The organism is Burkholderia sp. Cy-637, assembly GCF_011753175.1.
GTDB lineage: Bacteria > Pseudomonadota > Gammaproteobacteria > Burkholderiales > Burkholderiaceae > Burkholderia > Burkholderia gladioli.
On record NZ_VWWC01000120.1, the window covers coordinates 1 to 23,130 of the forward strand.

The 23,130-nt window shown below is 69.6% G+C and carries 25 protein-coding genes and 1 pseudogene; 19 read left to right on the forward strand and 7 right to left on the reverse strand.

The window, feature by feature from the left end; translation table 11 throughout:
* Nucleotides 1–243, reverse strand: a pseudogene (locus tag F3J10_RS25245) (ABC transporter permease); the annotation flags it as partial.
* The gene (locus F3J10_RS25250) at nt 240–1,190 is read right to left on the reverse strand and encodes an ABC transporter substrate-binding protein (RefSeq protein ID WP_166914927.1); all 951 of its coding nucleotides are present in this window, start codon (nt 1,188–1,190) and stop codon (nt 240–242) included. The gene F3J10_RS25250 and the pseudogene F3J10_RS25245, both read right to left, overlap by 4 nt.
* A gap of 417 nt (nt 1,191–1,607) precedes the next feature.
* Between F3J10_RS25250 and F3J10_RS25255 the strand changes: the two genes are divergently transcribed.
* Complete coding sequence (locus F3J10_RS25255) at nt 1,608–1,802, forward strand: DUF3562 domain-containing protein (RefSeq protein ID WP_025098794.1); 195 nt, start codon at nt 1,608–1,610, stop codon at nt 1,800–1,802.
* A 186-nt stretch (nt 1,803–1,988) separates the two neighbouring features.
* On the opposite strand, the gene F3J10_RS25260 is transcribed toward F3J10_RS25255, so the two are convergent.
* Entirely contained in the window at nt 1,989–2,627 is a 639-nt protein-coding gene (locus F3J10_RS25260) for a LysE family translocator (RefSeq protein WP_025098795.1), read from the reverse strand.
* A 93-nt stretch (nt 2,628–2,720) separates the two neighbouring features.
* The gene (locus tag F3J10_RS25265) at nt 2,721–3,695 is read right to left on the reverse strand and encodes a sensor domain-containing diguanylate cyclase (RefSeq protein WP_166914929.1); all 975 of its coding nucleotides are present in this window, start codon (nt 3,693–3,695) and stop codon (nt 2,721–2,723) included.
* A 420-nt stretch (nt 3,696–4,115) separates the two neighbouring features.
* Here F3J10_RS25265 and F3J10_RS25270 point away from each other — a divergent pair, with 420 nt between their 5' ends.
* The 3 genes from F3J10_RS25270 to F3J10_RS25280 all read left to right on the forward strand — a co-directional run bounded on the left by F3J10_RS25270 (nt 4,116) and on the right by F3J10_RS25280 (nt 7,012).
* Nucleotides 4,116–4,316: a hypothetical protein gene (locus F3J10_RS25270; RefSeq protein ID WP_167243269.1), complete on the forward strand. Its 201-nt coding sequence runs from the start codon at nt 4,116–4,118 to the stop codon at nt 4,314–4,316.
* A 38-nt stretch (nt 4,317–4,354) separates the two neighbouring features.
* Nucleotides 4,355–6,484 carry a phospholipase C, phosphocholine-specific gene (locus F3J10_RS25275; protein WP_167243270.1) on the forward strand — a complete coding sequence of 710 codons (2,130 nt, stop codon included), beginning with the start codon at nt 4,355–4,357 and terminating at the stop codon, nt 6,482–6,484.
* Between the two features lie 309 nt (nt 6,485–6,793).
* Nucleotides 6,794–7,012 (forward strand): hypothetical protein, encoded by a 219-nt coding sequence (locus tag F3J10_RS25280; protein WP_013697934.1) that lies wholly within the window; start codon nt 6,794–6,796, stop codon nt 7,010–7,012.
* 113 nt (nt 7,013–7,125) lie between these two features.
* Here F3J10_RS25280 and F3J10_RS25285 read toward each other — a convergent pair whose 3' ends face one another.
* Nucleotides 7,126–7,554, reverse strand: a complete 429-nt coding sequence (locus tag F3J10_RS25285; RefSeq protein WP_167243271.1) for a CBS domain-containing protein — start codon at nt 7,552–7,554, stop codon at nt 7,126–7,128.
* Between the two features lie 152 nt (nt 7,555–7,706).
* On the opposite strand from F3J10_RS25285, the gene F3J10_RS25290 reads away from it, so the two are divergent.
* The 5 genes from F3J10_RS25290 to F3J10_RS25310 all read left to right on the forward strand — a co-directional run bounded on the left by F3J10_RS25290 (nt 7,707) and on the right by F3J10_RS25310 (nt 11,944).
* A complete protein-coding gene (locus tag F3J10_RS25290; RefSeq protein WP_013697936.1) occupies nt 7,707–8,258 on the forward strand; it encodes a hypothetical protein in 552 nt (183 codons plus the stop codon).
* 234 nt (nt 8,259–8,492) lie between these two features.
* Nucleotides 8,493–9,047, forward strand: coding sequence for a DUF3005 domain-containing protein (locus F3J10_RS25295; RefSeq protein ID WP_025098800.1), 555 nt, complete (start codon nt 8,493–8,495; stop codon nt 9,045–9,047).
* Between the two features lie 405 nt (nt 9,048–9,452).
* Nucleotides 9,453–10,679, forward strand: a complete 1,227-nt coding sequence (locus F3J10_RS25300) for a YeeE/YedE family protein (protein ID WP_167243272.1) — start codon at nt 9,453–9,455, stop codon at nt 10,677–10,679.
* A gap of 225 nt (nt 10,680–10,904) precedes the next feature.
* Nucleotides 10,905–11,327, forward strand: coding sequence for a hypothetical protein (locus tag F3J10_RS25305; RefSeq protein WP_025098802.1), 423 nt, complete (start codon nt 10,905–10,907; stop codon nt 11,325–11,327).
* The gene (locus F3J10_RS25310; RefSeq protein ID WP_167243273.1) at nt 11,327–11,944 is read left to right on the forward strand and encodes a hypothetical protein; all 618 of its coding nucleotides are present in this window, start codon (nt 11,327–11,329) and stop codon (nt 11,942–11,944) included. Before F3J10_RS25305 ends, F3J10_RS25310 begins: the two co-directional genes overlap by 1 nt.
* Nucleotides 11,945–11,969: 25 nt before the next feature.
* On the opposite strand, the gene F3J10_RS25315 is transcribed toward F3J10_RS25310, so the two are convergent.
* Nucleotides 11,970–12,458, reverse strand: a complete 489-nt coding sequence (locus F3J10_RS25315; protein WP_013697938.1) for a hypothetical protein — start codon at nt 12,456–12,458, stop codon at nt 11,970–11,972.
* A gap of 102 nt (nt 12,459–12,560) precedes the next feature.
* Here F3J10_RS25315 and F3J10_RS25320 point away from each other — a divergent pair, with 102 nt between their 5' ends.
* The 3 genes from F3J10_RS25320 to F3J10_RS25330 all read left to right on the forward strand — a co-directional run bounded on the left by F3J10_RS25320 (nt 12,561) and on the right by F3J10_RS25330 (nt 14,317).
* Complete coding sequence (locus F3J10_RS25320; RefSeq protein ID WP_167243274.1) at nt 12,561–13,208, forward strand: hypothetical protein; 648 nt, start codon at nt 12,561–12,563, stop codon at nt 13,206–13,208.
* Between the two features lie 100 nt (nt 13,209–13,308).
* Nucleotides 13,309–14,055, forward strand: a complete 747-nt coding sequence (locus tag F3J10_RS25325) for a DNA/RNA non-specific endonuclease (RefSeq protein WP_025098805.1) — start codon at nt 13,309–13,311, stop codon at nt 14,053–14,055.
* Nucleotides 14,048–14,317: a hypothetical protein gene (locus tag F3J10_RS25330; RefSeq protein WP_013697941.1), complete on the forward strand. Its 270-nt coding sequence runs from the start codon at nt 14,048–14,050 to the stop codon at nt 14,315–14,317. Before F3J10_RS25325 ends, F3J10_RS25330 begins: the two co-directional genes overlap by 8 nt.
* 55 nt (nt 14,318–14,372) lie before the next feature.
* Here the strand turns inward: F3J10_RS25330 and F3J10_RS25335 are convergent, their stop codons facing one another.
* On the reverse strand, nt 14,373–15,434 hold the full coding sequence (locus F3J10_RS25335; RefSeq protein WP_167243275.1) for an LLM class flavin-dependent oxidoreductase: 1,062 nt from the start codon (nt 15,432–15,434) through the stop codon (nt 14,373–14,375).
* A 207-nt stretch (nt 15,435–15,641) separates the two neighbouring features.
* On the opposite strand from F3J10_RS25335, the gene F3J10_RS25340 reads away from it, so the two are divergent.
* The 7 genes from F3J10_RS25340 to F3J10_RS25370 form a co-directional block, all read left to right on the forward strand.
* The gene (locus F3J10_RS25340) at nt 15,642–16,586 is read left to right on the forward strand and encodes a GlxA family transcriptional regulator (protein WP_025098807.1); all 945 of its coding nucleotides are present in this window, start codon (nt 15,642–15,644) and stop codon (nt 16,584–16,586) included.
* A 328-nt stretch (nt 16,587–16,914) separates the two neighbouring features.
* Complete coding sequence (locus tag F3J10_RS25345; protein ID WP_167243276.1) at nt 16,915–17,133, forward strand: hypothetical protein; 219 nt, start codon at nt 16,915–16,917, stop codon at nt 17,131–17,133.
* 221 nt (nt 17,134–17,354) lie between these two features.
* On the forward strand, nt 17,355–18,338 hold the full coding sequence (locus tag F3J10_RS25350; RefSeq protein WP_025098808.1) for an isocyanide synthase family protein: 984 nt from the start codon (nt 17,355–17,357) through the stop codon (nt 18,336–18,338).
* Nucleotides 18,339–18,366: 28 nt separating this feature from the next.
* The gene (locus tag F3J10_RS25355; RefSeq protein WP_167243277.1) at nt 18,367–19,575 is read left to right on the forward strand and encodes a Bcr/CflA family efflux MFS transporter; all 1,209 of its coding nucleotides are present in this window, start codon (nt 18,367–18,369) and stop codon (nt 19,573–19,575) included.
* Between the two features lie 29 nt (nt 19,576–19,604).
* Nucleotides 19,605–20,075, forward strand: a complete 471-nt coding sequence (locus tag F3J10_RS25360; RefSeq protein WP_047837097.1) for a protein tyrosine phosphatase family protein — start codon at nt 19,605–19,607, stop codon at nt 20,073–20,075.
* Nucleotides 20,072–21,907 (forward strand): L-tyrosine/L-tryptophan isonitrile synthase family protein, encoded by a 1,836-nt coding sequence (locus F3J10_RS25365; RefSeq protein ID WP_167243278.1) that lies wholly within the window; start codon nt 20,072–20,074, stop codon nt 21,905–21,907. The genes F3J10_RS25360 and F3J10_RS25365 overlap by 4 nt, the downstream gene beginning before the upstream one ends.
* A gap of 25 nt (nt 21,908–21,932) precedes the next feature.
* Nucleotides 21,933–23,130, forward strand: a 1,198-nt coding sequence (locus F3J10_RS25370; RefSeq protein ID WP_167243279.1) for a nucleotide disphospho-sugar-binding domain-containing protein, incomplete at its 3' end; no start/stop codon positions are given.

The following is a 23,130-nucleotide window of genomic DNA, read 5'->3' on the forward strand; positions in this document are numbered from 1 at the left end:
CGGCCGGCCCGGCAGCAGCGCGAAGCCGGCCGCCGCCAGCCAACCGGCGATCGCCAGCGCCGCGAGCGTGCCGGGGAAGGCGGCGAGCACGCCGAGCCCGTGGCCGGGCACGATCCGGTTGGCGCGGAAGGTCACGAAGGGCAGGGCCAGCGCGCCGAGCACGGCCAGCATGACCAGCACGCCGATCCGGTCGAGGCGCGGGGAGGGGGCAGCGTTCGCCGCGGGCGCGGCGGCCTCGCTCATTGCACGAAGCCCTTGGCCTTGAGGTAGGTGGCGGCGACGTGCGCGGCCGGTTCACCGTTGATCTGGATCCGGCTGTTGAGCGTCTGCAGGGTCTTGAGGTCGAGGCTGGCGAATACCGGCTTGAGCCAGTCGGCGATCTGCGGATGCGCCTTCAGCACCGCCTCGCGGATCACCGGCGCGGGCGCGTAGACGGGCTGCACCTTCTTGTCGTCCTCGAGCAGCACCAGCCCCGAGGCGGCGATCGCGCCGTCGGTGCCGTAGACCATCGCCGCGTTGACGCCGTCGGTCTGCGCGGCGGCCGCGCGGATGGTGGCGGCCGTGTCGCCGCCCGAGAGCACCAGCAACTGGTCGGGCTTGAGCTTGAAGCCGTAGGTCTTCTCGAACGAGGGCAGGGCCGAGGCGCTGTTGACGAACTCGGCCGAGGCGGCCAGCTTGACCTTGCCGCCGCCTGCGATCCAGCGGCCGAACTCGCTGAAGGACTTCAGGTGCTGCTGGCCGGCCAGCGGGCCGAGCACCGCGATGCCCCAGGTGTTGTTGGCCGGCGCCGGCGCGAGCCAGACCAGGTGGTTGGCCGAGTAGTCGAGCCGCTTGGCTTCGGCGTAACCCTTGGCGGCATCCTTCCAGACCGGGTCGTCGGTCTTGTTGAAGAAGAAGGCGGCGTTGCCGGTGTATTCGGGGTAGATGTCGATCTCGCCGGAGGTGAGCGCCTTGCGCACGATCGGCGTGGCGCCCAGGCTGATCTTGTCGACCACGGCCAGGCCGTGCGACTTGAGCACCTGCGCGATCAGGTTGCCGAGCAGGCTGCCTTCGGTATCGATCTTCGAGGCGACGGTGATCGAGTCGGCGGCCTGGGCGTTGCCGGCGGCAAGGCCGGCGCCGAGCGTGACGACGAGCGACAGGGCGGCGGGCAAGGCCGCGACGAGGCGGCGGCGAACGGCGAAATCCATCGTGGTACGGCCTCCGGTGGGGACGGTCGGGAAACGTGGCGCGGATCGCCAAACGGCGTCCAAGGTACTTGACTGGGGCGGCTTTGGCAAACGGCACGGGGGCAGATCGCCCGCGCTCGCGCCGCGGGCGGGGGGCTTGCGGCGGCGAGGCATGCATCGTGCGACGGCCGGAACACGGCACGCGACGCAGGCGGGATGCCTCGGTCGGGGTCGGACCGCGCGCGAGCCGCGCCGGGCCTAACGCCCGGCTTCCTGGCGCGATTTCCGGGCAATTACCGACGATGACACCGCGAAATCCATAGCGCGATTCAATTTGCGCAACGGATAGCGGCGTCGTTCAATGTGCTTCCCCGCCGTCGTCGGGCCCGTTGTCGTTATCGTCCGTCCCTCGTTCGTCCATCCCCTGGAGCGCAACACATGGCCGCGCAGATCAACGTCGAAGAGATCGTCGAATCGATCGCCTCCGAAACCCGCATGCCGAAGGAAACCGTTTCCGAACTCTACGAAAAGACGCTCGCCGAATATCGCGACGGCGCGCGCATCCTCGACTACGTCGCCCTGCTGGCCGCCAAGCGCGTGCGCGACGACCTGCGGCAGCAGAAGCGGCACTGACGGGCCTTCGCCCGTCGCCCCGTCGCCGCTATCCCGGCCATTCCTCGTCATCCATGAAGTGGAACGCGTGCCCGTCTCGACGGGCGGCGCGCGACGGCTTGCGCGCCGGCATTTCGCGAGTCGGGCCCCGGCTTCGCGTGCCTCGGCTGCACGCGGGGCCAGGCCGGCTTGCCGCCGGCCTCGCGCTCACAGCCCCGTGCCGCGGGCGTTGAGGATCAGGCGCAGCCCCAGCGCGGCGATCGCGCCGGCGGCCAGCCGGTCGATCACGCCGCGGGCGCGCAGGTAGAGCTCGCGCGGCCGGCGCGTCGAGAAGCCGAGCGCGACGATGGTGTACCAGCCCATCTCGATCGCGAACACGGCCGGCGGCAGCACCAGGTAGGCGATGAGCGGCGGATGCGCGGGCAACAGCGCCGCGAAGATGCTGCCGTACCAGATCGCCGTCTTCGGGTTGCTCAGCTGGGTGGTCAGGCCGACGCGCAAGGAGCGCAGCGGCTGGCCGCCATGCCGGGCGATATCGGCGTCGAATGCAAAGTCGCGCTTCGCGCCGCGCCAGATCTGCAGCGCCAGGTAGAGCAGGTAGAGCCCGCCGGCCACCTTCAGCCCCACATAGAGCCAGGCCACCGAACGCAGCAGGGTATAGAGGCCCGCCAGCGCGATGCCGGCGAATATCAGGCCGCCGATGCCCATGCCCAGCGCGGTGGCGAGCCCGTCGCGGCGCGACAGCCCGATCGCGTTGCGGGCCACCAGCACGAAGCTCGGCCCGGGAATCATGGCGCCCAGCATCAGCGCGGAAAGAATGGCGACGAATGAAGCGGCAACCTGCATCGAATGACTCCTGGTGGAACGAATGAAGCGGACAAGGGGGGATTCTCGCGCGATTCGGCGGCAATCGGCGAGCGCGGCGCGCGGCCGAGGCGATCAGCGCGAACCGCCCGACTTGCGGCGATGCTTGTCCGCGTACATGCGCGTGTCCGACTCGGCCAGCAACTGCTCGACCGAGGGATCCTCGCGCGGGTCGTAGTCGACGTGGCCGACGCTGAAGCGGATATCGTAGTCGAGCGAGGCCTGTTCGGTGCGCGCGTCGAGATTCTCGCGCAGCCGCTCGACGATGCCGGGCGCGTCCACCTCGTGCGAGGTGATCAGCAGGGCCACGAATTCGTCGCCGCCGAGCCGGCCGACCACGTCCATCTCGCGCAGCACGGTGCTCAGCGAGCGCGCGAACAGGGTCAGCGCGCGATCGCCCTCGGCGTGGCCGTAGCGGTCGTTGATCTGCTTGAAGTCGTTGAGGTCGAAGAACAGCAGCGAGGCGCGCCGGCCGCCGCGCTTGCAGGCGTTCAGCGCGTGCCGGGCCAGCACCTCGAAGCCGCGCCGGTTCGACAGCGAGGTCAGCGCGTCGAGCGTGGCCATCTGCACCGCCGCCACCTCGCGCTCGGCCAGCCCGGCCAGGTCGCGCAGGTGGGCCAGCTCGTCGGGGCCGACCTCCCGGGCCCGGGTGTCGATCAGGCACAGCGTGCCGAGGTTGGTGCCGTCGGGCAGCGCCAGCGGATGGCCCGCGTAGAAGCGGATGCCGGGCGTGCCGGTCACCAGCGGGTTGTCGGCGAAGCGCGGGTCGAGCGTGGCGTCGGGCACCACCAGCGGCTGGTGCGACAGGATCGCGTGCGCGCAGAAGGACACGTCGCGGGAAGTCTCGCGCGTCTCGAGCCCGAAGCAGCTCTTGAACCATTGGCGGTTCTCGTCAACCAGCGAGACCAGGGCGATCGGCACGTCGAAGATCCGTTTCGCGAGCCGCGTGATCCGGTCGAAGCGTTCCTCGTCCGGGGTGTCGAGCAGGTGCAGGCTGCGCAGCTTCGCGAGCCGCGAGGCTTCGTCAGCGGGAAGGGGGGCGCTGGACATGCGATCTCGTCTCCCTGGATGCCGGTGGCCGATGCGGGTGCCGATCCGCGCATGCCGCGAGTGTCTCGATGCGCGCCGGAACCCTGCTGCAATCCTAGTGCATTCGCCGCGATCCCGGAACGGGCCGGCGAGTGAAATGCCGGCGGGGTTTGTCTCGATGCGCGCGCCGGGGAATCCGCCGCCGCCGCCCAGCCGTGCCGATCGGTCCCGATCCGCTTGCGCCGAGCTTCCGGAAGGCTTACGGCAATCGCCCGCCGAGCCACGCCGGGCAAGGCTCGGCGCGCTCGGGGAAGTGGCGCCCGAACACCGCGCTGTAACAATCGGTCATTATCGTCACGCGGCGCGCGTGCCGTGGGTGAGCGGTGCCGCGTCCCGGACGCGAGCCCGCGTCCGCCGGATATCATTCGACGGAGAAACCCCATGCAGACGCCGGCACTACGGCACCTGATCCTGACCGGCACGCTCGCGACCGCGGCGCTGCTCGGCGCATGCAATGGCGACGGCACCTCGTCGGCGCCCGCTACCCCGAACGCGCCGCCGCCCAAGGCGGCCTGCGGCAACGGCGCGGTCGCGACCGCCCAGCTGCATTGCCCGCGCGGCTTCACGGCGCCGAAATCCTGAGCGCCGCACCACGACGACCGACATCATCAGGACCCCACATGGTCACCCAATCCCGACGCGATTTCCTGAAGTTCTCCGCCAGCCTGGCGGGCGCCACCGCCGCCACCACGCTGTTCCCCGAATCGATCCGCAAGGCCCTGGCCATCGAGCCTGCCACGGTCACGGGCACCATCCAGGATGTGCAGCACATCGTGGTGTTCATGCAGGAGAACCGCTCCTTCGATCACTACCTCGGCCACCTGAGCGGCGTGCGCGGCTATAACGACCGCTTCCCGGTGACCCTGCCCAACGGCCAGCCGGTCTGGTTCCAGCCTCGCCAGGAAGACCCGACCAAGGTGATCGCGCCGTTCCGCTACGACACCACCAACCCGGCCGTGAACGCGCAGTGCATCGGCGGCCTGCCGCATACCTGGGCCACCACCCACGGCGCGATCAACCACGGCCGCGGCGACAAGTGGGCGGTGCAGAAGACCAACATGACGATGGGCTACCACGTGCGGGACGACATTCCGTTCCACTACGCGCTGGCCGATGCCTTCACCGTCTGCGACCACTACTTCTGCTCGATCCCCGGCAACACGCACCCGAACCGCATGTACCTGATGACGGGCATGGTCGATCCACTCGCCACCGGCGGCGGCCCGCTGCTCGACAACACGGACTACATCGACAACCAGTTCGACGCGATCCAGCTCCAGCCCTTCTCGTGGACGACCTATCCCGAGCGGCTCGAGAAGGCCGGCATCTCCTGGCAGGTCTACCAGCAGGGCACCGGCTTCGACAACTTCACCGGCAACTACGGCACCAACATGCTGGCCGCGTTCCAGAACATCGTGAACGCGCCGGCCGGCTCCTCGCTGCAGCAGCGCGGCAACAGCACGCGCACGCTGGACCAGCTCAAGGCCGACGTGCAGGCCAACGCGCTGCCGCAGGTGTCGTGGCTGCTGCCGCCGGCGGCCTACTCGGAGCACCCGAAGTTCACGCCGTTGTACGGCGCGAACTACATCTCGACGATCCTCGACGCGCTGACCTCGAACCCCGAGGTGTGGAGCAAGACCGTCCTGTTCATCATGTACGACGAGAACGACGGCCTGTTCGACCACATGGTGCCGCCGCAGCCGCCGACCTTCGTCGCCAATCCGCCCGTCAACGTCGGCGCGAGCACGGTGGATATCTCGCTGGAGCGCCACAACGTGGTGACGGCCACCCAGCAGGGCACCTATACCGCCGACACGCTGCCTTACGGCCTGGGGCCGCGCGTGCCGATGTTCGTGGTCTCGCCCTGGTCGAAGGGCGGCTTCGTCAGCTCGCAGGTGTTCGATCACACCTCGGTGCTGCAATTCATCGAGCAGCGTTTCGGCGTGAAGGAAACCAATATCTCGCCGTGGCGCCGCGCGGTATGCGGCGACCTGACCTCGACGCTCGACTTCACCAAGTCGGACGCGAGCTTCCCGACCCTGCCGAACACCGCGAACTACGTGGCCACGGCCGACCTGCAATGCGCGCTGCCGACCTCGCAGGCGGCACCGGCGGCCACCGCCGCGCCGAGCATCGCCGCGCAGGAGCCCGGCACGCGCCTGGCGCGCGCCACGCCCTACGAGCTGCACGTGAACGGCCAGTTGACCAATGCCGGCTACACCATCACCTTCGCCAACGGCGGCACGGCGGGCGCGCACTTCTGGGTCTACACCAACGACGCGACGGCGATGCCGCGCGCCTACACGGTCGAGGCCGGCAAGCAGCTCTCCGACACCTGGGCGCTCGACGCCGGCGGCGGCTACGTGGTGCATGTATATGGCCCGAACGGCTATTTCCGCCGCTTCATCGGCTCGGCCTCGGGCGAGGCCGCCGCGCATCCGGACCTGACGACCTGCTACGACGTGGCCAACGGCAACGTCTACGTGACGCTGGCCAACGGCGGCAGCGCCGCGATGACGGTGACGGCGGTCGACCTGGCCTATGGCCAGGCGCCGCAGACCCTGACGATCCCGGCCGGCAAGAGCGTCGAGTCGCATTGGGACCTGTCGTGCAGCGCCTCGTGGTACGACCTGCAGTTCACGGTGGCCGACAACCCGTCCTGGCTGCGCCGCATCGCCGGCCACGTCGAGACGGGCCAGATCAGCACCACCGATCCGGCCGCCAAGGCGCCGGTGACCAAGGCGATCTGAGCCGGCGCGGCACTCGCCCGGCCATTGGCCGGGGCGGGCCGCCTGCCGCATCCACGGCGCGAGTTCCGCGAAGGCGGCTCGCGCCGTTTCCGTATTTGCGACCCTCATTCCTCCCCGGCCGCCGGCGCGCCTGCGTGTTGCGTGAAACCGACAGCCCGATGCAACTCCGCGCCCGGCGGGGCCTTGCGCCGCCGCACCCGGCGGGGCGGACGGGCGGCATCGCCAGGCACATGCCCGCCACCCTAGGTGGAAACCCTAGGTAAAAACCCTGAGCTGGGCTAGAATGGCGCCTCAAAGGAGGATTGAGGGATGCCTCACCGTTTCGTCGTACTCGAAAAGATCGCTTTCTCGCTGGTCGTGATGTCAGCCGTTGCCTGCACCGCCTTCATTACCTACGAACGCTGCCCCGACGACGTGCGCGACGCGCTCGACGCGGGCAAGGACATGCTGGCCACCAGCGCGGCCGGTTATTCGATCGCCTGCGCCTCGGCCGATCCGAACGCCTGCATCGGCCTGCCGACCTACTGATCCCGCTTCGGGCGGCGCTTTTCCGTCCCGCCTCGGTTCCGCCTCGGTTCCGTTCCGATCCCGCCCGGCTTTCCCCGCTCGACACGCCCCGCCAGCCTGCGCGCGGCCCGGCCTCAGCGCCCCGGCTGCGAGACCCGCTCCAGCGTATTCGACACTTCCTCGCGCGAGGCGCCGCCCGCGCGCGCGGCGATATCGCCCAGCGAAAGCATGCCCACCAGCCTGCCTTGCCCGTCGACGACGGGCGTCCTGCGAATGCGCGCCTCGGCCATGCGCTGCTGGACCGCGTCGAGATCCTCGTCGTCGCGGCAGCAGACCGGCCGCCGCGTGAGCACCTCGCCGATCGCCTCGTCCGGGCCCACCTCGCCGGCCAGCGCGCGCACCGTGAGGTCGCGATCGGTCACGATGCCGACCAGCCGGCCGCGCTCGCAGACCGGCAGCGCGCCGACGTCGTAGTACGCCATATGCTGCGCCGCGTGCCGGATCGTGTCGTGCACCGCGACCGACACCACATCGCGCGACATCACCTCCCTTACCCGAATCATGGCCGAGCCTCCCGGTGGTTCCGTGTGGATCGACGTCGAGCGCGCAAGCCGCGTGCCGCGCGAGGCCGGCAGGCGAGCGTGCCGCAGCCGGCACGGCCCTTGCGGCATCGAGAGCAGGGGCGCGAGGCGCCGGCTCGAACCAGGAGGACATCATGGCGATGATCGTGACAGGCAACTTCCACACCTTCAACGACGCCGAGAACGGCCGGCGCCGCCTGCTGGACCGGCAATTCCGGCGCGACGACATCTCGATCTTCTTCCTCAACCCGAGCGGCCAGCACGGGCGCTTTCCGATCGGCGGCGACGTCTATGCCGATTCGGCGGCCAGGCCGGGCGGCCGCGGCGCCATCGCCGGCACGCTGCGCGGCGTGGCGCTCGGGCTGCTGCTCGGGCTGGTCATCTACGCGATCGGGCACACGCCCTGGTGGGTGCCGGTCGCCACCACGCTGGCGGGCGCCTACGTCGGCGCATTCGGCGGCGCGCTCTCGCGCATGCGCGGGCGGGCCGAGGAGGGCACCGGCACGCTGGAGCGCACCGAGCACGGCGTGGTGCTGGCCGCGCATGTCGACGAGGCCAATGCGGGCGCCGCCGAGGAGATCCTGCGTTCCACCGGCGCCTTGTCGGTCGAGCGCTGCGACGGCGACTGGCAGGATGGCCGCTGGCGCGACTTCGACCCGACGCGACGCCCCGACGAGGCGCCTTGAGGCGCGGGGTCGGAGCAGGGCGCCGGTCCCTGGAAGATTTGCAAACCAGGATGTAGTGGAGGCAGTGGCCAGGCGAGACGCCGCCGCGTGGCGGCGCGCCGGCGCGGCATGCGATTTGCGTGATCCGTGGCAGCAGCGCGCGAGGCGCCCGCCATCCGCGGCGCCTCGCGCCGTCCCCGCAACCATCGAGCCGAACGCCGGGGGCTGGCATCCCGGCGATGGCAAGGAGCCCGAATGAAACCGGTCAAATCGAATCCCTATCCGCAGCAACAGCACGAGAAGGTCGGCGAGAGCCCGGTGAAGACGCCGGCCGCCGGCAAGGACCAGCCGGACGCGAACGCGCAGGCCAGCGGCTTCGCGCGCAACCAGACGCCGGAAACGGTGGCCGGCAAGACGCCGACCGGCCTGCCGCCGATCGAGCGAGGCGAACGCGGCGACCAGCATGCCGACCCGGTGCGCCGCGCGGCGGCGCGCATCACCTCGCTCGACAATGCCAACATGGCGAGCACCGACAATTCCGTCGACGTCGACGGCAAGGGGCAGGAAGCGCGTCGCGAGGCCTCGCCGCTGCAGGACAACGTGATTCATTCGAACGCCTCGCTCGACGACAGCACCGCGCCGCCCGACGAGGGGCTGGGCGGCATCGACAGCCAGCCGCGCGCCGAGGTGCTGGCCCGGCCCGGCTGGGCGGTACGCGACCAGGGCATGGTGATGGTCGATCATCGCGAGGGCAACGGCATGCGACGCGCCGAGCGCCTGTTCAGCTTCGAGCGCGACGGCTCGCACTGAGGCGGCTGAAGCGGCACCGAGGCGGCATCGACGCGCCGGGAATGTGCACCACGATTCGCTTCGCATGACGGTGGTGGCCCGCAAACCATCGCGAGCCTGAACTTCCGCACCTTCGTCCAGCGCGCCTGCGCCGCCGCCACCATCGTCGCCGCCGCCGTTCCGGCCCCCGGCCGCGAACGGCGTTTCATGCTACGCTTGCGCCCGGCCTACGCCAGCCCGGGCCCGCCGCCCTCGCATCGATCGCGCGAGGCCGGCCGCCTGGACGGCCCGATCCATCCGATCGGCGCCCCGGCCGATCGAGGCCGCCCGATTCCGCCTGATTCCGTGTGCCGCGATTGCGCCGGCCGCGATCCGCGCCTCGCCGGTCCGCTCGTTCCTCCTCTCACGTTTTCGCCGTATCCGCCCATGTCGACCTTGCCCTCGTCGCCGGCTCCCGCGCCGCGCGCCTTCGATTCCATCAATCCCAAGCCGCTCGGCATCGCGCTGGTGCTGGTGCTGCTCGGCGCGATCTATCTCGCGCAGACCGTCAGCCTGCGCCAGGCCGCGCTCTACCTGGTGGGCGCGCTGCTCGGCATGACGCTCTACCACGCCGCCTTCGGTTTCACCTCGGCCTGGCGCGTGTTCATCGCCGACGGCCGCGGCGCCGGCCTGCGCGCGCAGATGCTGATGCTCGCGATCGGCGTGCTGCTGTTCTTCCCGGCGCTGTCGGCCGGGACGCTGTTCGGGCAGCCGGTGGTCGGGCTGGTCTCGCCGGCCGGCACCTCGGTGATCGTCGGCGCCTTCATCTTCGGCATCGGCATGCAGCTCGGCGGCGGCTGCGCCTCGGGCACGCTCTACACGGTCGGCGGCGGCAGCACGCGCATGATCGTCACGCTGCTCGCCTTCATCGTCGGCTCGGTGGTGGCCACCGCCCACATGCCGTTCTGGACCTCGATGCCGCAACTCAAGCCGCTCTCGCTGGTGCACGCGCTCGGCGTGGCACCCGCGATCGTGCTGAACCTCGCGGTGTTCGCCGCGATCGCCGCGCTGACCGTGGCCATCGAGAAACGCCGCCACGGCCGCCTGGTCAACGCGCCCGAGCGCGCGCCGCATGCCTCGCCCTGGCTGCACGGCCCCTGGCCGATGCTGGCCGGCGCGGTGGCGCTGGCGGTGCTCAACTTCGCCACGCTCGCATTGTCGGGCCGCCCCTGGGGCGTGACCTCGGCCTTCGCGCTGTGGGGCGCCAAGGGTTTCGCCTCGCTCGGCCTCGACGTGGCGAGCTGGAAGTACTGGCTCGCGGGCCCGAACGCGGCGGCGCTGTCGGCACCGGCCAGCCACGACGTGACCACCGTGATGGACATCGGCATCATCCTCGGCGCGATGGCCGCCGCCGCGCTGGCCGGCCGCTACGCGCCGGTCTGGCGTATCCCCCTGCGCTCGCTGCTGGCGGCCGTGGTGGGTGGCCTGCTGCTCGGCTACGGCGCGCGCCTGGCCTATGGCTGCAATATCGGCGCCTACTTCAGCGGAATCGTCTCGGGCAGCCTGCATGGCTGGCTGTGGCTGGTCTGCGCGTTCGCCGGCAACGTGCTCGGCACGCGCCTGCGCCCCTGGTTCGGGCTCGAGGTCGAGCGCGTGAAGAATACCGGCTGCTGAACCGACGCGGCGCGGGCTGCGCCGCTGTTTCCTGGTCGCCTCGTCGAAACGCGCGACATGCCTCACGGCATGTCGCGCGTTTCGTTTTTGCTTGCTCGCGCAATGGGTTCGCGGGCGCTGGCGCGTGATCATGGATGTCTTGTCCTTCTGATACATTACGCGTCGCGCCGCATGCCGCTGGACGCCGGCGCGCAGAACAACAACCCCGACGCTGAGAGAACAAGCATGCTTGCAAAGAGAATCCGACTCGTCTCGGCCGGCGCGATGCTGGCCGCTTCCCTGGCGATGGCGCTGCCCGTCGCGCACGCCGCCCCCGTCGTCAAGAAGGTGCGCCTGATCGAGCTGTACTCGCGTTACGCGAAGAACGACAACATGGTGTCGGGCCTGCCCGAGTTCGGCGACGACAAGCGGATCCGCTTCAGCGCGGTGGTGGTCGAGCATTCGCAGGCGCTGGTGGGCGGCAATATCCTGTCGGCGGGCGACCCGTCCCAGCCCGACGAGGAACTCGCGCGCCTGAGCGGCTTCGACGACGCCGAGGCGCGCAAGCTCGACGCGCTGCCGGTGGGGGCGAAATTCAATGCGATCTGCTCGATCGGCTACACCCTGCACACCGATTACCTGTCGCTGACCGATTGCGTGGTGAAGTGATGGGCGCGCCGATCCAGTCGCGCCTGCCCGCGCTGTTGGCCACGCTGTTGGCCGGCACCGCGCTGGCCCAGGGCCTGGCCGCGCCGGTGCATGCCGCCACGGCCGCAACGGCCACCACCGCTGCCGATTCGCGCAAGCTGCTCGGCGAGATCGTGCAGTGCCGCGTCTCCTTCGATCGGCTGGCCGCCTTCAACGAGCAGGTCGACCGGCACGCGCTCGGCCTGCCTTCGGCGACGACGCTCGGCGGCGCGCCCGGCGTGGCGTGGACGGTGGACCCGGCGCTGAGCACGCTCGGCGTGAGCTCGGACACGGTGCTGCTGAACAGCCGCAGCGCGGTGTTCCTGGTGGTGGCCTCGGCGCATCCGGTCGAGGACTTGCTGGCGATGGTGCCGCGCGAGGGGCTACGCGTCGAGCTGCAGATGGGCCAGGACGCGATCGTGCGCAAGGACCTCGACGCGGATCACGCCTTGCGGGCCTTCACGATCGACGAAGGCCATTACGCGGCCGGATGCGTGTATGACGAACAGGCCTTCCTGAAGGCACGCGCGGCGCGCGAGAACGCGACGCCCGCGCGCCGCGCCGAGAAGAAGGCCCTGCAGGATGCCTTGAAGGATTGAAGCGGAATCGACGAGGGCGGCAGCTTCAGTCGGGACGTTCGAAGTCGCGCGCGATCCAGCGCGTCGCGCTGGCCTTGTCGAGGCGGAAGCCGGCCTGCACGGTGGCCTGGCCCAGCTGCTCGCCGCTGTCGTCGAAGGCCTTCAGGATGGCGTAGGGCTGGTCCTCGTCGGGCACGATGTCGAGCGTGACGGACACGCTGCGCTCGTCGGTCCACACCGTGACTTCCTTGTGCAGCATCGCCTCGCGCTGCTGCTCGTGGCGGCGCAGGACTTCCGAGGCGGTCTTGACCAGGGTGCGGAACGCATTGGCGTCGAGCGGCTTCGGATTCTTCTTGTCGCGGCCCATGGTCCAGGGGCCGACCAGCGCCGGCTCGGCCTCGCCGTCCTTGATCATCTCCACCGCCCAGCCGTCGTCGTCCTCGTTCTTGATCACGCGGGCGGTCCAGCCGTTGTCGCGCCAGAGAGTGTCTTCGTGGAGGGGCGGGAGATCGTCGGTGAGGTCGGCAGTGGTCATGAAGCGCGTGCGAGGTGAGGTCAGGCAGGGGTCGTATTGTAAACGTTTTGAGGCACGGGCCGGCAGCGGCCCGGCCGAACGGGAGAGCAGGAGAACCATCCAGTGAAGCGCATCTTCATCGTCCTCGCCGCGGCCCTGGCCCTGGCGGGCAGCACGGCCGCCCGCGCCGGCGGCGAACCGCGCGCCGGCATCTACGCGTTGCGCAGCCTGCCCGACGCGCAGCTCGACTATCGCAGCCTGCGGCTCGCGCTCGACCACGGCCTCGTGACGGGCTGGTTCGACAATCCTTCCACCGCGCCGGCGGCCAACAATCCCGATCGCGACCCGACCTGCCGTTTCCTGATGACGGGCCGGCCGGACGAACATGGCCGCCTCGACTTCGTCACCGGCTTCGCGGGCGAGCGCGGCGGCCACATCGTGATGCAGCGGGACGCGCGGGGCGCATGGACGGTGCAGGCGGTCGGCGATCTGCCGAACTGCGACGTGCCCACCATCGCCGTGGGCGATACCTTGAGCCTGGGCGAGGCGCGCGACTGGCGCGGCTTCGTCACGGTCGCGAGCCCGCGCGCGCCGCTCTATTCGGCGCCGCGCGCGCAGGCCGTCACGCGTGCCTGGCTGGTGAAGGGCGACGTCGCCGCCGTGCTCGCGCGCGAGGGCGACTGGCTGAGGATCGACTACTTCTCGGGCGGCGGCGAGCTGCTGCGCTGGATTCGCCGCGCCGACCTGCGGGCCGACCTGCGCGCCGATTGACGGCGCGATACATCTTGCAACACAAGGGCCCGGCCCGCCGGTTTCGCGCCGCCTGGGCCCTCCATTACAATGCGCCCTTTTTTCCCGAAAAAAGACGCACATGAAATGGTTCGCCGCGCTCTGCGCGCTGTCGATCTCCGCGACGGCATTCGCTTCGTCGTGTCCGCAATTCTCTCCCGCCGGCCTGGAACCCGAACTCACCAACCCGAAGATGGTCCGGCAGGCCCGGCTGATCTGCTATTCGGATTTCGCCGTGCTGCACTCGGGCATCACCCACACGCCGTTGTGGTCGGCCGAGCACCTGAGCGCCGCGCACCTGGCCGAAGCGAAGGACGAGGTTCGTACCAATCGCTTCTTCGCCGAGCGGCGCCTGCCGGCCGGCGAGGGCGCGACGCTGGCCGACTATCGCCGCAGCGGTTTCGACCGCGGCCACATGAGCCCGGCCGGCGACCGCTGGAACCCGCAGGCGATGGCCGAGTCCTTCTCGCTGGCGAACATGATTCCGCAGAATCCGCAGAACAACCGCCGGCTGTGGGCGCGCGTCGAGCAGGCGGTGCGCGCGATGGCGGTGCGCGACGGCGAGGCCTATGTGGTGACGGGCCCGATGTTCCATGGCAGCGAACTGCAGACCATCGGCGAGAGCCGCGTGATCGTGCCGACCGAGATCTTCAAGCTGGTCTACCTGCCGTCGCGGAACATGGCCTTCGCGATCGTGGTGAAGAACAGCGACGCGAAACGGTACGATATCGTGACCGTGCATCAACTGGAGGCCGCCAGCGGGTTGCGTTTCCCCGGCGTGCCGGAACGTCTGAAGGATAACAAGCCAGGAGGGTTGTCCGGTGTCTAAAGCGAATTTCACCGCATTTGCCGACGACAGCACCGTCGTCACCATCGCCGGCGACGCGCTGACGGTCAGCAACGATCCGTCGCGCATCCAGATCAGCGGCGATCTCGAGATCGCGCGCGACCAGGAGGGGCTCAAGCGGGCGCAGGCGCTGCTGGCCGCGCTGGCCAGCATCGTCGATACGCTCAAGGCCGTGCCCGACCTGCCGGCCAAATTGGCCGACGAGCCGCCGGCGCCCACCGGCAAGATCGCCAACCCGTTCTGAGAGGGGGCGCCGCCCGAGCCCGCCGCCGCCCGGCGGCTTGGCCGGGCGCCCGTAGCTAGCGCGCCAGCAGCCAGCGCACGCGCGGCATCACCTGCTCGGCGAAGTCGCGCATGTCGGCCTCGAAGGGCTGGAACTGCAGCATGAACAGTTCGATGCCGGCGCGATGGAAGGCCACGATGCGCTCGGCCACCTGGTCGTGGCTGCCCACCAGCCCCGCGGCGGTGCCGCCGTTCGAGCCGACGCGCGCCGATTGCGCGAAGGTGCGGAACATCACCGCGTTCGGATCGATGTTGGCCTTCTGTTGCTCGCGCAAGGGTTTGTCGCGCTCGGCGAGCGCGAACAGATGCGCGAGGTGCGCCTCGGCCTGCGCCGCGCTGTCCCGCGCGATCACGAAGGCGGACAGCCCGAAGCGCAGCGGCGCCGCCGCGCCCGGGCGCGAACGCGCCCCCACGTCGGCGATCAACGCCTCGACGGCCTCCAATGGCTGGCCGTTGATGAACCAGACATCGCCCTTGTCGGCCACCAGCGCGCGCGCCGGCTCCGATTCCCCGCCCACGTAGATGCGCGGCCGCGCCCGATAGGGATCGGTCGGCCGCAGCGCGTAGTCGTCGATGCGGAAATGCTCGCCGGCGAAGCGCACGGTTTCGCCGCGCAGCAGCGCCTCGACCACGGTGATCCATTCGCGGCCATAGGCGTAGCGCGCATCGTGCTCGGCGAAGCCGATGCCGGCGCGCTCCAGCTCCGGCCGGTTCCAGGCATTGACCAGGTTGATCGCGAAGCGCCCGCCGCTGATCAGCTCGATCTGCTGCGCCATCTTGGCCAGCACCACCGGGTGATAGAGGTAGGGCTTGATGGCCGCGATGATCTCGATGCGCTCGGTGAGCGCCGCGAGCGCGGCCGAGGCGGTCCAGGCCTCGAGCTGGTCGAGCGAGGGCTGGTGCGGGTTGACGGTGTGCTGGGCGACCAGCACCGAGTCGTAGCCGAGCCGTTCGGCCTCGAGCACCAGCGCCTTGTTGCGTGCCCAGGAGGCGTCATAGGGTTCGTCGGGGTCCTGCAGCGCCGCGCGCGAGCCGTGCACGAGCGCCCAGACGCCGAAGCGGGGCAGGGGGGCCGTCATCCGTGTTCCTTGATCCGATATGAAGCAACCCGACATGGTCGCGGCCGCGCGCGGGCGATCCAACCAAGTTTTTCAGCTAAGGATGTTCCGTTCCGGCGGTATCGCGGCTTCGCGGCTGCGCTTCGCACGGCCGAAGCGCCTTGCCGCGGCCATGTCTTGAATCGTGTATAAATGCATCTTTCATGACATCGACGCCGGGAGACGGCCATGCATCGAATCGGGTACCTGCTCTGCGACGGCTTCCAGATGATGGCGCTGGCCACCCAGACCATCTTCGAGGTCGCCAACCAGGCCGCCGGCGAGCCTTTCTACGCGGTCGACAACTATTCGATCGAGGGCGGCCCGCAACGCTCCTCGCTGGGCATGCAGGTGGAAACGCGCGCGGTGTCGCCGCGCGCGGGCGTCGACACCTGGATCGTGGCCGGCGTGATCGATCCGCTGGCGGTGCCGGCGCCCGGGCCGCTGCTGGCCTTCCTGCGCCGCTCCGGCTTGCGCGCGCGGCGCGTGGCCGGAATCTGCACGGGCGGCTTCATGCTGGCCGAGGCGGGACTGCTCGACGGCCGGCGCGCCACCACGCACTGGGCCTATGCGCGCGCGCTCGGGCAGCAGCATCCGGCGGTGCAGGTCGAGGACGATCGCATCTACATCGTCGACGGCCCGGTCTGGACCTCGGCAGGCATGACGGCCGGCCTCGACCTGGCGCTGGCGATGGTCGAGCACGATCTCGGCGCCGAGGTGGCGCGCAGCGTCGCGCACAAGCTGGTGATGCACCAGCGCCGCTCGGGCGGCCAGTCGCAGCATTCGGAGATGCTCGAGCTCGCGCCCAAGTCCGATCGCATCCAGAACGCGCTCAACTACGCGCGGCAGCATCTCGATCGCGCCGTCTCGGTGGAGGAGCTGGCCGCCGCGGCGAACCTGAGCCCGCGCCAGTTCAGCCGCGTGTTCACCAGCGAGACGGGGCAGTCGCCGGCCAAGGCGATCGAGGGCCTGCGCCTGGAGGCGGCGCGCCTGATGATCGAGCGCGGCACGCATTCGCTGGAGGTGATCGCGCGCGAGACCGGCTTTCGCGACCGGCGCCATCTGCGCGAGGCCTTCGTGCGCGGCTTCGGGGTGCCGCCGCAGGCGGTGCGGCGCGAGGCGAGGAGTGCCTGAAACCGATTCGATCGGAATCCTGAGCGTTCGCCAGCCGCGCTCGAATGCCGAATGCCGACATGCCATATTCGTAATGAAAATGTAATTAAAAATGGCCTGGCTGGATTTCAATAATGTCGAATGATTTTTCTGAATGACTCGCAGCAGGATCCGGAATGCCAGGTCGGTTTTTTCTGTAGTTTAAGAAGTTAACTGGCCGGCATATCGAATCCCGGACTTTCTTGATCAAAACCGCCGATTGAGAATGCGATATTGAACAAACGATTCGCCGATCCCCCGCGCCGGTTTTTCGAGTTGCCCGTCGGATGAGATCGAACAGGGGAGGCGGGTGAACCGTCAACAACATGACGAATTGTTGACGATCTCGCATATCCCTTTGCCAGCAAGGAATGTCGGGGCCGATGCGATGAAGAACAATGCCCCGGAATGGGCTCGCCTGGAGCAACAATCACCCCTTTCTTACCTGTGGAAAAATCCACTACTTAATAACAAAAAGATTATTCAGGAAATGAATTCGACATTTCTGGGATTTCGATATTTCTGTTGACGCAGCGTTTCTCGCTATGTAAATTCCATTCGCGAAAACCAGATAAGTTAATTCCGAGGGTGAATAACCCGGTTGTGTCGTTGCTGCCGCCATGTCGATTCCAGGCCCTGGCCGGGCTTGGGAAGGCGGAATCAGAACGCCATGCGCGCGGCTTTGCGCGGCCATGGCGTTGACCATCCATCCTGAGAGAAATCATGTCCGTTCAACTAGGATACGCCGTCGTGCGCGAAGCACGGGATGACGCATGGGCGGTCGCCGAGGCGATCGTTCGCGAAGTGTTCGCCTTGCGCAACCTGCACCGTTCCGAGGACGAGACGCCGTACCGCTTCGCCGAGGAAGCGCGGCATCACATCGAGGCGATCCTGCCGGTGGTGGAGCGCGGCGAGCCGGTGACGATGATCCTGCCGGCCTTTCCCGGCAAGTCGCCGAACCGCAGCAAGACGCTCGGCGCCTTGCCCGACCTGGCCGAGAAGCACGCGCTGGCGAACCTGGCGCGGCTCTGCCGGCGCATCGGCGCGCTGCATGCGCCCGGCGCCAAGCTGATGATCTGCTCGGACGGCTACTGCTTCTCCGACGTGGTGAACATCCCCGATCCCGAGGTGCGACAGTACCTGGACAGCCTGGAAGCCTATGCGGGGCGCCATTTCCCCGGCGTGTTCGAGTTCTTCGACCTCGACGACACCTTCCGCTATCTCGACGACCTGACCTCCAAGCGCGAGGAACTGCTGATCGTCCACAGCGACTCGGTCGACCAGATCAAGCGCCAGTGCGCCGAGGATCCGGCCGCGATCGCGATGTACCGCGGCATCACGCGTTTCCTGTTCGAGGACACGCAGGGCATCGAGCGCTTCAAGGGCCTCAGCAACACGGCGATCCAGAAGATGGCGCGCAGCAACGCCTACCGCGTGATCCAGCGCAGCAACGCCTGGGGGCGGCTGATCGACCACGGCTTCCCGAACAGCCTGCGCCTGTCGATCCACCCGCAGTTCCGCGTCTCGAAGAAGATCGGCATCCGCCTGGTCGACTGCGACGACGTCTGGCTCACGCCCTGGCATTCGGTGGCGGTGCGCGAGAACGACCGGATCGTGCTGAAGAAACGCTCCGAGATCGACGAGCGCAATTCCGTGCTGGTGTTCACCGACGGCATTCCCTGCCACTTCGTCCACTTCCCGCAACCGGACCTGAGCGCGCTTCACCATGGCTGAACGAAATCTCCCGCCGGCGGGGCCCGCCGTGCGTCCGCCTCCCGTGATCTACCTGGCGCTGCTGGCGATCCTGTCGATGCTCGGCACCGACATCTACCTGCCCGCGCTCGGCGAGATCCAGGCCGAGCTCGCCACCTCGGTGTTCCTGGTCGGGCTCTCGCTGACCGTCTACGCGGCCGGCACCTGCGTGACGCAACTGCTCTACGGGCCGGTGTCGGACGCGGTAGGGCGCAAGCCGGTGCTGCTGTTCGGGCTGCTGGTGTTCGTCGCCGCCACGCTCGGCTGCCTGTTCGTGCGCGACATCGGCGGCTTCCTCGCGCTGCGCTTCCTGCAGGCCTTCGGCGTGTGCGCGGCCACCGTGCTCTGGCAGCCGATCGTGACCGACGTGCACGCCGGCAACGACGAGCGCGTGCGCGGCATCTTCGGTTTCGTGATGTCCTTCGTCGGCATCTCGCCCGCGCTCGCGCCGCTGGCCGGCGGCGCCATCGCCGGGGCCTTCGGCTGGCGCTACACCTTCGTGGTGCTGCTCGCGCTGGGTGCGCTGATGCTGGCGTGGACCGCCGTGCTTTATCGCGAGACCCATCCGCGCGCGCGCCGCGCCGCGCGCCCCGCCGGGCTGCGTGCCGTGTTCGCGCCGTATCGCACCCTGCTGGGCGACCTGGGCTTCCATCTTTATGCCTGGTCGGTGGCGGCCGCGGTGGGCGGCTACATGGCCTACCTGACGGTGGCACCGTTCGCGCTCGCGGAGTTCGGCCTGGCGCCGGTGTGGATCGGCGTGAGCTTCCTGCCGCTGGCCGGCCTGTTCGGGCTCGGCGGTGCCGCGGCCAAGGGGCTGGCCGCGAAATACGGCGACGAGGGCGCGCTGAGGATCGGCGCCGCGCTGGCGGTGGCCGCGGGCGCGCTGTTCTGGCTGTCGATCGAGAGCGGCTTCGGCGCCACGCCGCTGCGCTACGTCGCCCCGTTCGGGCTGATGACCTTCGCGATCGGCATCACCATCCCCACCGGCTCGGCCGGCGCCATCGCGCGCTTCGCCTCGATCTCGGGCGCCTGCTCCAGCGCGATGAACTGCCTGACCTCGGTCGCGGTGCTGGTGGCCACCATCCTCGCCTCGATCGGCTACCAGGCGGCCGGCAGCCGGCCGCTCGGCGCGATCCTGGTGGTCGCGGCCCTGGTCTCGCTGGCCTGCGCGGCGGCCTTGCGGCCGGCTCACGCCCGCCGGCAGGTTCCCGCCCGCTGAAGCGGGCTCATTCGACGCACGGAGATAGCATGAAGCAATTCGGAATCAGCAATGAACGCTGGCTGGATGAATGCACGCTCACGTCCGGCCAGCCGTCCGCCGAGCAGTTCGGCCGGCTGGCGAGCGAGGGGGTCGAGGTGGTGATCGACCTCGCGCCCACCGACGCGCGTTATTCGATCGAGGACGAGGCCGGGCTGATGCAGCGCCTGGGCATCGAATACCACTTCCTGCCGGTCGACTTCAAGGCGCCCACGCTGGCCGACTTCGTGCGCTTCTGCGCGGTCTATCACGCCAGCGCCGGGCGCCGGCGCCTGGTGCACTGCGCCGCCAACTACCGCGTTTCGGCCTTCGTCGCGCACTACCAGATGATCTACCACGGCTGGACCACCGAGCAGGCCGATGCCTGGGTCGCCGACATCTGGAAGATGGCCGACTACCCGGTCTGGGAGCGCTTCGTCCGCATGTTGCGCGACAACCTGTTCGTGGCCCGCGCCGCATGAACCGGCGCGCCAGCCCGCTCGAGGATCACGCCGCCGTGGTCGAGCGCTTCATGGCCGTGTTCGCGGCGCGCCTGTCGCGCGAGGGCGAACTCGCGCGGCTCTCGCCCGCGCAGCGCGACGAGCTGGCCACCAAGGCCCATGCCTTCGTGGCGCGCGGGGAGCCGATCCGGCTCACGCTGCCCGGCTTTCCGCTCAAGGCGCCGCTTGCCTCGGGCAAGGTGCTGGGCGCGCTGCCCGACGCCGGCGAACGCGCGGCGCTGGCCTATCTCGACGCGTTCTGCGAGGAAGTCGCGAGCTTCCACGCGCCGGGCTGCCTGCTCGACCTGTTCAGCGACGGCCTGACCTTCCACGACCTGCTGGGCGTGCCGCGCGAAGTGGCGAACCGCTATCACCACGCGCTGCGCGAACTGCACGCCTCGCGGCACCTGGTCTGGCATTCGTATTCGAGCGTCGATCCCGCCTTCGACCGCGCCACCGACAGCGCGGATCGCGCGCTCGCGCCTTATTGGCCCGAGCCGCGCGCGCTGCTCGCGGATGTCCGTCATGCGCGTCGCGTCGCCTCGCTGCGCGGCTTGCTGGCGCGCGAACGCGGCCTGGGCGCCGGCGACGTCGCGGCCGGGGAACCGGACGAACACCCGGCAAGGCACCCGGCGGGCAGCGCGATCCCGCGCTCCGGGCCCGCCGCCGGCGCGCCGCCCGATCTCGAAGCCGACGCGCGCCGCATGGCCGAGCGCGGCATCGCGCTCGATGCCTTTCTTGCGGCGAGCCTGCCCGACGGGATCCGGCTCACCGTCCACGACCCCGCGCCCGAGCAGCGCAAGGTTCCTGTCCGGATGCATGCCCGCCGCGGCGAGGCCGCGCTGCCCTGGCATGGCGTCCTCGTGTATCGAACGAATGGAGAAACCATCATGCTGAGCAAACAAGCCGCCATCGACGAACTGGACGTGGCCGTGATCGGCCGCGCCGGCCAACCGTGGTGCGGCGTGGAGGGCGCCGCGCCGCTGGCCGAGCGCTGCGACATGGAGATCGTGCATGGCGAGGATTTCGGCCTGCTGGTCACGCCGCGGGCCGACGGCGGCAGCCTCGACTGCAATGCGCTGCCGCGCGAAGCGGTGGCGGCCCTCACGCGCCGCTACGGCTTCGTGGTGCTGCGCGGCTTCGAGGTGGCCGACGAGGATGCGCTGGTGGCCTTCACCTCGCAGTTCGGCCGCCCCTACATCTGGCAATTCGGCCCGGTGCACAAGGTGATCCCCGAGGAGCAGCCGAACGGTTACGTGCATTCCTTCGAGTCGGTGCCGCTGCACTGGGACCTGAGCATGCTGCCGCTCACGCATCCGCTGGTGCAGGAGGACGAGCACTTCGCGGCCACCCTGTTCACGCTGCATTGCCGCAAGGCGCCGCGGCCCGGCGAAGGGCAGACCACCCTGGTGGACGCGCGCGCGATCGCTCGCGATCTGGATGCCGCCACGCTCGCGCAGTGGGAGCAGCTGAGCCTGACCTACAACACCAGGATGACCTATTTCGGCGGCGTGCCGCGCACCTTCCCGCTGATCGCCGTGCATCCCGAGACCGGCGAGAAGCTGCTGCGCTACCAGGAAGGCAGCGAATCCTCGCTGCAGCGCTTCGAGGTCGGCGTCTCCACGCCCGGCCGGGTGCCCGAGGATTTCGTCGCGCGCGTCAACGCGCTGGCCTATTCGCCGAAGTACCTGGTCGAGCACGAATGGCAGGACGGCGACATCGTGATGGTCGACAACTACAGCGTGCTGCACGGGCGCCGCGCGATGTCGCGCGATTCGGCCGCGCGCGAGCTGTGGCGCGTCCAGGTCTATTGAAGCGCCGGCGGCGAGGAACCCGATCTTGACTTTCGCGACCCGACCCCTGCGCGTGCTCTGCTTCGGCGAGGCGGCCACCTTCGCGCACGTGGCGCGCCCCTATTGCCTGGCCAAGGCGCTCGACAAGCGCGCCTTCGAGGTGCACTTCGCCTGCGACGCGCGTTATGCCTATGTCCACGACGATCCGGCGGTCCGCTATCACGAGATCCATTCGAAGAGCGCCCAGGCCTTCCTCGACGCGATCGAGACCGGCGCGGCGCTGTATTCGAAGCGGGAGCTGATCGACTACACGGAAGAGGATCTCGCGCTGATCCGGCATGTCGAGCCCGACGTGGTGGTCGGCGATTTCCGCCACTCGCTGTCGGTCGCCACGCGCCTGGCCGGTGTGCCCTACGTGGCGCTGATCAACGCCTACTGGAGCACCGGGGTGGACGATCCGGTGCTGCCGGTGCCCGAGATCCGCGGCCTGAACATGTCGCGGCTGCCGTTCGTGCCCAGGCTGATGCCGCTGATGGGACGCATCGTGCTGGCCTTCCAGGCCCGCGCGCTGGACGGCGCGCGCCGCCACTTCGGCCTGCCGCCGTTCGCCTCCTGCCGAGCCGGCTGGACCTTCGGCGACCGCGTCGGCTACTACGACTCGCCGTCGCTGGTGCCGCTCGCGGCGCTGCCGGCCGGGCACGCCTATCTCGGCCCGGTGAGCTGGTCGCCCGCCGTCGGGCTGCCCGACTGGTGGAGCTCGCTCGACGAGGGCCGGCCGCTGGTCTACGTCTCGCTCGGCTCCTCGGGCGACGTGAGCCTGACCGACCGCATCGTCGACGGGCTGCTCGAGACAGGCCTGCAGGTGGTGACCACCTCGGGCGGCCGCTACCTGCCGGCGCCGCGCGAGGGGCTGTACACCGCGAGCTTCCTGCCGGGCGCCGAGATCGCGCGGCGCGCCGACCTGGTGATCAGCAACGGCGGCAGCCCCACCGGCTACCAGGCGCTCGGCGAGGGCACGCCGGTGATCGGCATCCCGACCAACATGGACCAGCTGCTGGCGATGCGCTACATCGAGCGCTACGGCGCGGGGCAGACGGTGCGGCCGGTGCGCGTGCGGCGCGGCGAGCTGCCGGCGATCGTCGCGCGGATGCTGGCCGATCCGGCCTACGCGGCGCGCGCGCGGGAAGTGGCCGGCGCCTTCGCGCAGATGGATCCGTTCACGGCCTTCCCGGCGCTGCTGCGCG